At 71.4% G+C, this 11,103-nt stretch carries 7 protein-coding genes; 5 read left to right on the forward strand and 2 right to left on the reverse strand.

The window, feature by feature from the left end; translation table 11 throughout:
- Positions 1-1,680, reverse strand: a 1,680-nt coding sequence (locus E4A53_RS14245) for a helicase-related protein (RefSeq protein ID WP_136163782.1), incomplete at its 3' end; no start/stop codon positions are given.
- 199 nt (positions 1,681-1,879) lie between these two features.
- Here E4A53_RS14245 and E4A53_RS14250 point away from each other — a divergent pair.
- From E4A53_RS14250 to E4A53_RS14265, 4 genes are all read left to right on the forward strand, one after another.
- On the forward strand, positions 1,880-3,412 hold the full coding sequence (locus E4A53_RS14250) for a M23 family metallopeptidase (protein WP_239018320.1): 1,533 nt from the start codon (positions 1,880-1,882) through the stop codon (positions 3,410-3,412).
- Positions 3,413-3,654: 242 nt separating this feature from the next.
- Entirely contained in the window at positions 3,655-4,815 is a 1,161-nt protein-coding gene (locus E4A53_RS14255) for an efflux RND transporter periplasmic adaptor subunit (RefSeq protein ID WP_136163784.1), read from the forward strand.
- Between the two features lie 3 nt (positions 4,816-4,818).
- Entirely contained in the window at positions 4,819-7,974 is a 3,156-nt protein-coding gene (locus E4A53_RS14260) for an efflux RND transporter permease subunit (RefSeq protein ID WP_136163785.1), read from the forward strand.
- Positions 7,971-9,380, forward strand: coding sequence for an efflux transporter outer membrane subunit (locus E4A53_RS14265; protein WP_239018321.1), 1,410 nt, complete (start codon positions 7,971-7,973; stop codon positions 9,378-9,380). Before E4A53_RS14260 ends, E4A53_RS14265 begins: the two co-directional genes overlap by 4 nt.
- On the opposite strand, the gene E4A53_RS14270 is transcribed toward E4A53_RS14265, so the two are convergent.
- A complete protein-coding gene (locus E4A53_RS14270) occupies positions 9,381-10,175 on the reverse strand; it encodes a DUF2189 domain-containing protein (protein ID WP_136163786.1) in 795 nt (264 codons plus the stop codon).
- Positions 10,176-10,354: 179 nt separating this feature from the next.
- Between E4A53_RS14270 and E4A53_RS14275 the strand changes: the two genes are divergently transcribed.
- The coding region (locus tag E4A53_RS14275) for a GspE/PulE/PilB domain-containing protein (RefSeq protein ID WP_206366337.1) at positions 10,355-11,103 on the forward strand (749 nt) is incomplete at its 3' end.

Below are 11,103 nucleotides of genomic sequence, written 5' to 3' on the forward strand. Positions count from 1 at the left end.
GGTGTCGGTCAGCAGCGCGAAGCCGTCGTCGCCGTCGGCGGCGAGCGCCCGCGCCCGCGCCGCCCGCTCCCCGGCCAGCCGGCGCTCGGCGGCGGCGATCAGCTTGCGATGGTCGGCGGCGCGCGCATCGGCGAGCGGGCGGAAGGCGAAGCCGGTCAGCGTGCCGATCGGCTCGTCATCGACGCGGACTTCCCCGGCGGCGTCGACGGTCACTGGCAGCAGCGCCGCGTCGGCGCCGAGTTCGCGCATCAGCACCGTCGTCCGCCGGTCGACGAAACGCTGGGTCAGGCCGGCATGCAAGGCGTCGGACAGCCGCTCCTCCAGCGCGCGGGCGCGTTCGGCCCAGTGCGCCGGCTCCGCCAGCCAGTCGGCGCGGTTGGCGATATAGGCCCAGCTGCGCGCCGCCGCGATCCGCCCGGCGATCGTCTCGACATCGCCCTGGACATTGTCGAGCCGGGCGAGCGCGTCGGCGAACCATGTGTGCGGGACATGGCCGTCGCCCTCGCTCAGCGCGCGGAGCACGCGGGCGACGAAGCGGCTGTGCTGGTCGGCGCCGGTCTTCTGGAAATCGGGCAGGCCGCAGGCCGCCCACAACCGCGCGACCATCGCCGGGGTCGCCGCGCGCTCGCGCACCCACGGCTCCTCCGCCAGCCGTTTCAGTACCGCAAGGTCGGTCGCCTCCGGCGCGGCACGCAGCATCGGCTGGTCCGGCCGCCGTTCCAGCGCGGCGATCAGCCCGTCGAGCGTATCGGTCGGCGGCGCGCCGTCGCGCCAGTAGAGATGGTCGAGCGGCGGGAAGCGATGTTCCTCGATCGCGGCGATCTCTTCCGGCCGGAAACCGGCGCGCCCCGCGAGCGTACCGAACGTGCCGTCGCGCTGGTGGCGGCCGGCGCGCCCGGCGATCTGCGCCATTTCCGCCAGGGTCAGCCGGCGCTGGCGACGGCCGTCGAACTTGGCCAGCGACGCGAAGGCGACATGGGCGACGTCCATGTTCAGCCCCATGCCGATCGCGTCGGTCGCGACCAGATAATCGACCTCTCCGGCCTGGAACAGCGCGACCTGGGCGTTGCGGGTGCGCGGCGACAGCGCGCCCATCACCACCGCCGCGCCGCCGCGCAGCCGCCGCAGCATCTCCGCCACCGCATAGACCTCCTCGGCGGAGAAGGCGACGACGGCCGAGCGCTTGGGCAGGCGCGACAGCTTCTTCTCGCCGGCATAGGCGAGGGTGGAGAAGCGCGGCCGCTCGATCACCTCGGTGCCGGGCAGCAGCGCGCGCAGCATCGGCCGCAGCGTGTCGGCGCCGAGGATCAGCGTCTCCTCGCGCCCGCGCGCGCGCAGCAGCCGATCGGTGAAGACATGGCCGCGTTCCGGGTCGGCGCCGAGCTGCGCCTCGTCGAGCGCGACGAAGGCGACGTCGCGGTCGAGCGGCATGCTTTCCGCCGTGCACAGGATATAGCGCGCCTTGGGCGGGACGATCTTTTCCTCGCCGGTGATCAGCGCGACCGATGCCGCGCCCTTGATCGCGACGACGCGGTCGTAGACCTCGCGCGCCAGCAGGCGGAGGGGAAAGCCGATCATCCCGCTCGAATGGCCGCACATCCGCTCGACCGCGAGATGGGTCTTGCCGGTGTTGGTCGGGCCGAGCACCGCCGCCACCGGAGAGGACGCGAACGCAGTCATGCCCGCTAGATCGGCGATGCGCGCGCCAAGCGCAACCGCCGCCGGCGCGCCGAACGCTTTATCGCCGGCAGCCAACGATTCACCGCAGCAACAAATGCCATTGCCCTGTGTTAGTTTGACTTTAACCGTGATCCGGCCACAGTCCTTCGCCGGGCCGCGCGCAAAGCGACCGGGGCGGATTTCGGGGGCTTTCCCACCATTGTACCAGCGCCAGGACTTCGGATTCGGCTCGGCCGTCGCGGCGCTTGACCGCACGCCCGCCTTCGGGCGCCGCGTCGTCACCGCGTCGCCGCTTGACCGCGTGCACGATCACCTCGCCAATATCGAGCTGGTGCCCGACCTCGGCCATCGCATCGGATCGGCGGTGTGGTGGCGCGGGCTGGCGACGCTTGGCGCGCTGTGCACCGCCGCGATGGCGCTGTCCCCCGGCTTTTCCGACGCGATACCGGGCGCGACGCCGGCGCCGATGCGCCCCGCCGCGTGGGAGAATGCGCGGGCGCTGTCGATCGCCCCGCTCGCCTGGGGCGGCGACACCGGCCGGCGGATGGCGGCGACCGAGCTGGTCCAGCCGCTGACCGACACGCCGGAGCGCCCGTCGATCCAGCTGAGCGCGACGATCGGCCAGGGCGACGGTTTCGCCCGCGTCCTCCAGCGTGCCGGGGTCGGCGCCGACGAGGCGAAGGCGGTCGCGGCGCTGGTCGGCGGCGTCGTGCCGCTGACCGACATCGCCGCCGGCACCCGCCTCGACGTCCATCTCGGCCGCCGGCCCGACCGCAACCAGCCGCGCCCGCTCGACGGGCTGGGCTTCCGCGCCCGCTTCGACCTGAAGCTGGCGGTCGAGCGGATCGACGGCACGCTCCGCGTCCGCCGCATCCCGATCGCGGTCGACGACACGCCGTTGCGCATCCGGGGCTCGGTCGGCTCCAGCCTCTACCGCTCGGCCCGCGCCGCCGGCGCCCCGGCCAAGGTGGTCGAAGCCTATCTGAAGGCGATCGCTACCAAGACGGCGGTCGAATCGATCGGATCGGCGGCGACCTTCGACATCATCGTCGCCCACCGCCGCGCCGAGACCGGCGAGACCGAGACCGGCAAGCTGCTCTACGCCGGGTTGAGCCAGGGCAAGCGGCAGGTGCGGCTGCTCAACTGGGAAGAAAACGGCCGCGCCCAGTGGTTCGACACCAGCGGCATCGGCGAGCGCAAAGGACTGATGGCGCGGCCGGTGACCGGGCGCCAGACGTCTTCGTTCGGCATGCGGATGCACCCGCTGCTCGGTTACAGCCGGATGCACCAGGGCATCGATTTCGGCGCGCCAACCGGCACGCCGATCTATGCGGCGGCGGACGGCGTCGTCAGCTTTTCCGGGCGCCATGGCGGCCACGGCAATTATGTGCGGATCAACCATTCCGGCAATATCGGCACCGGCTACGCCCATATGAGCCGGATCGTCGCGCGCAACGGCCAGCGGGTGCGGCAGGGCCAGTTGATCGGCTATGTCGGCTCGACCGGGCTGTCGACCGGCCCGCATCTGCATTACGAGCTGTATCGCGGCGGCCGGCCGGTCAATCCGCTGTCGGTGAAGTTCACCTCGACCGCGCAGCTGGCCGGGGCGGAACTGCGCGCGTTCAAGGCGCAGCTCGGCCGGCTGATGGCGCTGCGCCCCGGCGAGCGCGCCCGCGCCCCGGCGACCGCGACTGCCGCCGTCACTGCCAACGCCACTGAGGGCGCCGACTGAGCGGCTTTTCGGGGCCGAAAAGGCGAAATTCCGGGCCTGATCCGGCCGGATTGACGCTTTTATCTCCAAACCGTGTTGATTTCCGTTCGCAAGGGTTGACGTGTCGCCCCGCGAGTGGCCTATCGCCAGCGTCCGAATCGTGGTGAGCGGCGCGAATCCGCCGGATTCGGGCAGCAGTCGTTCCACAGGCGGTTTGGGTTGCCGCGTCCGCGGTGCCCCGCGATAGTAGAAGGAATGCCCGCATGAAGGCCAAGGCGGGGTTTGTACTGCCGATGGCAATTCTGGCGTTCGTCCTGAGCGGCTGCGCCGGCGGCGGGGACGATCGCGAAACCCGCGTACCCGAAGCCGGCTATGTCGTGGTCAAGACCGAGGCGGTGCCGCTGTTCACCGAGCTGGCCGGGCGCACCGCCGCGTTCGAGACGTCGGAAGTCCGCCCGCAGGTTTCCGGCATCATCAAGGCGCGGCTGTTCACCGAAGGCGGCATCGTCCGTGCCGGCCAGACCCTCTACCAGATCGATCCCAGCCTCTATCGCGCCGCCGTTGCCCAAGCGGAGGCGAACCTGGCCAACGCCCAGGCGGCGTATGGTGCGGCCAAGGCCAAGGCCGACCGTTACCGCCCGCTTGCCGAGATCGAGGCGGTCGCCAAGCAGGATTATACCGACGCGCTGGCCGCCGCCCGCCAGGCCGAAGCGGCGATCGCACAGAGCCGCGCCCAGCTTGAGACGGCGCGGATCAACCTGCGCTTCACCAGCGTGCCAGCGCCGATCGCCGGCCGCATCGGCCGGTCGCTGGTCACCACCGGCGCGCTGGTCACCGCCAACCAGACCCAGGCGCTGGCGACGATCCAGCGGCTCGACCCGATCTTCGTCGACATCCAGCAGTCGAGCGCCGAGCTGCTGGCGCTGCGCCGCAGCTTGGCAAGCGGCGGCGCCACCCCGTCGAGCGCCGAGGTCCGGCTGAAGCTGGAGGACGGCAGCGCCTATCCGCTGCCCGGCCGGCTGGAGTTCAGCGAGGTCACGGTCAACGAGAGCACCGGCGCGGTCACGCTGCGCGCCCGCTTCCCCAATCCGTCCGGCCTGCTGCTGCCCGGCATGTATGTCCGCGCCAGCCTGTCGCAGATGACCGCGCAGAACGCGATGCTGGTGCCCCAGCAGGGCGTGTCGCGCGACCCGACCGGCAAGGCGACGGTGGTGCTGGTCGGCCCGGACGACAAGGCGGTGTCGCGGCCGATCGTCGCGGAGCGGACGGTCGGCGACGCCTGGCTGGTCACCGCCGGGCTGAAGGCCGGCGACCGGGTGATCGTAGAGGGGCTGGGGCGGATCAAGCAGGGGGACAAGGTGAAACCGGTGCCGGCGGGGTCGAAGGTTGCCCCGGCCGCCGCCGGCCGCGGCGCGGGCAGCTAGCCCATGCTGTCGCGCGTCTTCATCGACCGGCCGATCTTCGCCTGGGTCATCGCGATCGTGGTGATGATGGTCGGGCTGGGCGGCATCCTGACCCTGCCGGTCGAGCAATATCCCGATATCGCGCCGCCGTCGGTCAACATCCGCGCCAACTACCCCGGCGCGTCGGCCGAAACCGTCGAGAACAGCGTCACCCAGATCATCGAGCAGCAGCTGACCGGCATCGACGGGCTGCTGTATTTCTCGTCCTCGTCCAGTTCGGCCGGGCGGGTCAGCGTGTCGGTCACTTTCGACAAGGGCACCGACCCCGACATCGCCCAGGTCCAGGTGCAGAACAAGGTGCAGCAGGCGCTGCCCCGTCTGCCGCAGCAGGTGCAGCAGCAGGGGCTGGTCGTCACCAAGTCCAACGCCGATTTCCTGATGGTCATTTCGATCTATGACCAGACAGACCGGATGACCAGCCGCGACGTCAGCGATTTCCTGACCAGCAACCTTCAGGACGATATCGGCCGCATCGACGGCGTCGGCGACGTCAACGTGTTCGGCGCGCAATATGCGATGCGGATCTGGCTCGATCCGTTCAAGCTGGCCAATTACAAGCTGATTCCGCGCGACGTGATCCAGGCGATCCAGGCGCAGAACACCCAGGTCGCCGCCGGCCAGATCGGCGGCCAGCCGGCGGCCGACGACCAGATGCTGAACGCCGTCGTCACCGCCCGGTCGCGGCTGAGCACGCCCGAGCAGTTCCGCAACATCATCCTGAAGACGCAGAGCGACGGCGCCAAGGTACTGCTGCAGGATGTCGCCCGGGTCGAGCTGGGCAGCGAAAGCTATACGACGGTCAGCCGGCTGAACGGCCACCCCGGCGCCGGCATCGCCGTCCAGCTCGCGCCGGGGGCCGACGCGCTGAAGACCGCGCGTCAGGTTCGCGCCTTCATCCAGGAGCGGGCGGCCAACAGCTTCCCGCCCGGCGTGACCTATGCCCTGCCGAGCGATTCCACCGCCTTCATCCGCCTGTCGATCATCGAAGTGGTGAAGACGCTGGTCGAGGCGATCATCCTCGTCGTGCTGGTGATGTTCGTGTTCCTGCAGAGCTGGCGGGCGACGCTGATCCCGGCGATCGCGGTGCCGGTGGTGCTGCTCGGCACCTTCGGCATCCTCGCCGCCGCCGGCTTCACGATCAACACGCTGACCCTGTTCGGCCTGGCGCTCGCCATCGGCCTGCTCGTCGACGACGCGATCGTCGTCGTCGAGAATGTCGAGCGGGTGATGGAGGAGGAGCCGCACCTGACCGCGCGCGAGGCGACGATCAAGTCGATGGGCGAGATCCAGACGGCGCTGATCGCGATCGCGCTGGTGCTGTCCGCGGTGTTCCTGCCGATGGCGTTCTTCGGCGGATCGACCGGGGTGATCTACAAGCAGTTCTCGGTCACCATGGTGTCGTCGATGGTGCTGTCGGTGCTGGTCGCGCTGATCCTGACCCCGGCGCTGACCGCGTCGCTGCTGAAGCGGCAGCCCGTCACGGCCGGGGAGGAGGGCGGCAACCGCTTCGTCGCCGGCGCCCGCCGCGCCGGTGCCCGGTTCAACGCCTGGTTCGCGCGGATGTCGAAACGCTACCGCGACGCGGTGCGGGCGATATTCGACCGCGTGCCCACCGCCCTGCTGGTGTTCGCGGCGGTGCTGGGTGTTCTGGCCGTCACCTTCATGCGGTTGCCGACCGGCTTCCTGCCGTCGGAGGACCAGGGGCGCGCGTCGCTCCAGTATACCCTGCCGCCAGGCGCGACGCAGAGCCGCACGATGGCGGTTGCGCTGGAAATCGAACGCTATTTCCGTGAGCACGAGAGCGGCAATGTCGACACCATCTACACGGTCAGCGGATCGAGCCAGGCGGGACAGGGCCAGAACGCCGGGCGCGGCTTCCTGGCGCTGAAGCTGTGGGACGAGCGGCCGGGCAAGGAGAACAGCGCCGCCGAGATCAATCGCCGCGCCAATGCCGCGCTCGCCCATCTGCGCGACGCGCAGGTGTTCCTGCTCAACCCGCCGCCGATCCGCGGCCTTGGCCAGTCGAGCGGCTTCTCGATGGAGCTGCTCAACACCGGCAGCCTCAGCCGCGCCGAGTTCAAGCAGCGGCTCGACACGCTGCTTGCCGCCGCCAACGCCGACCCGGTGCTGACCTCTGTCCGCCAGAACAGCCTGGAGGATTCGCCGACCCTTTCGGTCGCGGTCGACCAGGAGAAGGTCGCGGCGCTCGGCATCGCCCAATCCGACGTCGATTCGACCCTGTCGGCGGCGTGGGGCGGCAATTACGTCAACGACTTCGTCGACCGCGGGCGGGTGAAGCGGGTCTACGTCCAGGGCGATGCGCCGTTCCGCAGCCGGCCGGAGGACCTGAGCGCGTGGTTCGTCCGCTCGTCTTCGGGCGAGATGGCGCCGTTTTCCGCCTTCGCCACCACCCACTGGGAGCAGACGCCCAATACTCTTGCCCGCTTCAACGGCGTGTCGTCCTACGAGATTCAGGGCGACTCCGCCGCCGGCAGCAGTTCCGGCGACGCGATGAAGCGGATGGCGGAGCTGGTGGCGGAGATGCCGGGCGTCGCCCTCGCCTGGACCGGCCTGTCCTATCAGGAGCAATTGTCCGGCGGGCAAGCGCCCTATCTCTATGCGCTGTCGCTGCTCGTCATCTTCCTGTGCCTCGCCGCGCTCTACGAAAGCTGGTCGATCCCGCTGGCGGTGATCCTGGTCATCCCGCTCGGCCTGGTCGGGGCGACGGTGGCGGTGGCGCTGCGCGGGCTGGAGAACGACGTCTATTTCCAGGTCGGCCTGCTGACGACGATGGGCCTGTCGGCGAAAAACGCGATCCTGATCGTCGAATTCGCCGAACGCGCCGAGAAGGAAGGGCGAAGCCCGATCGACGCCGCGCTGGAGGCGGCGCGCATCCGCCTGCGCCCGATCCTTATGACCAGCATGGCGTTCATCTTCGGCGTGCTGCCGCTTGCCTTGTCGACCGGCGCCGGCGCGCAGAGCCGGGTCGCGATCGGCACGGCGGTGATCGGCGGGATGCTGACCGCCTCGCTGCTCGCCATCTTCTTCGTGCCGCTGTTCTTCGTGCTCGTCCGGCGGCTGTTCAGCGGCCGTGCCCCGGCGGCGGAGGCGGTGGCGTGACCCGGCGCCGCGACCGGCTGGCCGCGCTGGCGGCGGTGACCGTGCTCGCCGGATGCAGCATGGCGCCCGCCTATCAGCGGCCGGAACCGGCGATCCCGCCGTCCTGGCCGGCCGGGGCGGCCGAGCTGCGCGCCGACGAGGCGGCGCTGCCGACGCTGACCTATCGCGCGATGTTCGCCGACCCGGCGTTGCTGGCGATTATCGACCAGGCGCTGGCCAATAACCAGGACCTGCGCCGCGCCGTCGCCAATGTCGCCGCCGCGCGGGCGACGGCGCGAGTGGCCGACGCGCGGCTGCTGCCGCCGGTCGACGTCAGCGGGCGCGGCAGCGTCGGCGAAAGCGGCGACACGATCAGCAAGGCCTACACGCTGAACGGCGGGCTGAGCGGGTTCGAGGTCGACCTGTTCGGGCGGCTCGGCAGCCTCAGCGCCGCCGCGTTCAACGACTATCTGGGGACGGAGGCGGCGCTGCGTGCGGCGCGGCTCAGCCTGGTCGCTGAAGTCGCCGTCACCTACCTGACGCTGGCCGCCGACCGCAGCCTGCTGACCATCGCGGCCGAGACCGAGGCGAGCGCCGCGCGCAGTGTCGAGCTGACCCGCGCCCGGCTGGAAGGCGGCGTCGCGCCGCGCACCGCGCTGCGCCAGGCGGAAACCGTGCTGGCGCAGGCGCGGTCGGACAGGGCGCAACTGACCGCGCAGGTCGCGCAGGACCGGGCGGCGCTGGAGCTGCTGGTCGGCGCGCCGGTTGCCGACGCGGCACTGCCGGCGGCGATCGAGGCGGTCGAGGGGCAGTTGGCGGCTGTGCCGGCCGGGCTCGATTCCCGCATTCTGCTGCGCCGGCCGGACGTGGTGCAGGCCGAATACGGCCTGCGCGCCGCCAATGCGCGGATCGGCGCGGCGCGCGCCGCCTTCTTCCCGACCATATCGCTGACCGCGGTCGCCGGGCTGGCGAGCGGCGCGCTGTCCGCCCTGTTCAGCGGCGATGCGTTCAACTGGCAGGTCGCGCCGCAGGCGACGCTGCCGATCTTCGACGGCGGCGCCAATCGCGGCAACCTCGCCTATGCCAAGGCGCAGCGGGACGCCGCCGTCGCCCAGTACCAGAAAACGATCCAGACCGCGTTCAGCGACGTGGTCAGCGCGCTTGCTCGCCGCGCGACGATCGACGAGCAGCTTGCCGCCGACATCCGCCGGCAGGAGGCGGCGGCCGATACGCTGACCCTGACCACCGCCCGCTACGAGCAGGGGATCGACGGCTATCTCGCCCTGCTCGACGCGCAGCGCACGCTGTATCAGGCGCGCCGCACCGTCGCCGCGACACGGCTGACGCGCGCCGCCAACCTCGTCGCCGTCTACCGCGCGCTCGGCGGCGACCAACTGGTCGACACGGCACCGCCGGCCGGAGACTGATCAGCGCGCGACCGCCCGGGTGTAGAGGTGCCAGGTCGCATAGCCGAGCACCGGCAGCGCCACCGCCAGCCCGACGAACAGCGGGATCGCCGCGACGAACAGGATCAGCGCGACGCGCAGCCCCCAGTTCAGCCATGCCGTCCGGTTGGCGGAAAAGGCGCGCAGCGACGTCGCCATCGCGGTGCCGGCGTCGACCGGCTGGTCGACGACCATCGGGAAGGATACCGCGCTGAGCGCCAGGGTGACGACGGCGAAGGCCAGGCCGACGAGATTGCCGAGCAGGATCATCGCCCAGCCGTTCTGGGTGGTGAACAGCTGAACGGCGAAGGCGGCGCCGGCGTCCGCCGGCGGGCTACGGCCCATGGTCGCTTCGTAGACCGCCCAGGCGGCGGCGAGCCAGGCCATGAACAATGCGACGAGGACCAGCGTCAGCGTCGCCAGCGGCACCCGTGAGCGGCCGCGCACCGGATCGAAGAAATGGCGCCAGCCGGAATCGAGCCCGGCCTCGCGCCGCCGCGCCAGCTCGTAGAAGCCGGCGCTGACCGCCGGGCCGAGGATGGAGATGCCGGCGATCAGCGGGAAGGCGAAGGCGAACAGCCGCCGGTCGAGCGCCAGGCCGCTGACCAGCAGCCCGATGACCGGATAGAGCAGTCCGGCGAAGATCAGGTCGCCGCGCCGGGCCCGGAAATCGCGCCACCCCGCCGCCAGCGCCCAGCGCAGATCGGCGGTGCCGATGCGCCTGAGCGTCGGGGTTCCGGGAACCGGAGTGGAGGAAGCAGGCAGCGCCGTGTCCATCGCCATTCTCCCGTCGCGTGGCCGGGAAGCGGTGCGCGTCGCGGGCGCGCCGCCCGGCCTGACCGGCCCCGTATACGCGGTTTCGCGTCATTGCCCAAATCCGCCGATACGATAGCGTAACAAGACAGGCCGTGGCGGCAGGGTGGCGACGGGCGGCGAAGCGCGCTAGAGGCGAGGGAATGGCGACCCAATCCGCGCCCGCGGCCGACCAGGCCGCGTTGCTTGCCGCGCTGATCGCGCGGGGCGTGGTCGATTCCGGCGGGGCCGCGCAGGCGCGCGCCGCCTGCCTGCATAGCGGAGAGCGGCCGACGACCTGGCTGGTCCGCAACGGCCATATCGCCGACGCGGCGATGGCGGTGGCGATCGCCGCGGTGACCGGCCTGCCGCTGGCCGACGGAGTCGACCCGGCCCGGCCGCGCCCGAGCGGGGTCAACGGCGCGCTGCTGGCGCGGCGGGCAACCTTCCTGTTCGCCGACGGGCCGGCCGGGCTGGTCGCGGCGATGGCCGACCCGACAGACACCGAGACCCTGGCCGCGCTCAGCTTTGCGACCGGGCGGCCGGTGACGCCGTGCGTCGCCCCGCTCGGCGTGATCGAACAGGCGCTGGGCCTGCCGCCCCCAGCACCGACGCAGCCTCGCGCGGTCAGCCTGATCGAGCGCGCCAGCCCCAGCCTGACCCCGGCGCTGATCGAGCGGATCGCCGATGCCTGCGCCCGCGAAGGCGGGCTTGCCGCCGGTATCGCGACGCTGGCCGCGACGTTGCGGCCGGCCGAGCAGGCGGTGCTGGCGCGGCTTCGCGCGCGCGGAGATACGGCGGCGGACATGTTCGCGGGTGAGCCGCGCTTCGGCGCGCCGGCGCTGGCGGCATTGGCGGCGGCAGATGGGCCGCAGGCGCTGGCGGTGGCGCTGCGCGTCGCGGCCGGGCGGAT

It is taken from the genome of Sphingomonas flavalba (genome assembly GCF_004796535.1).
GTDB lineage: Bacteria > Pseudomonadota > Alphaproteobacteria > Sphingomonadales > Sphingomonadaceae > Sphingomonas_L > Sphingomonas_L flavalba.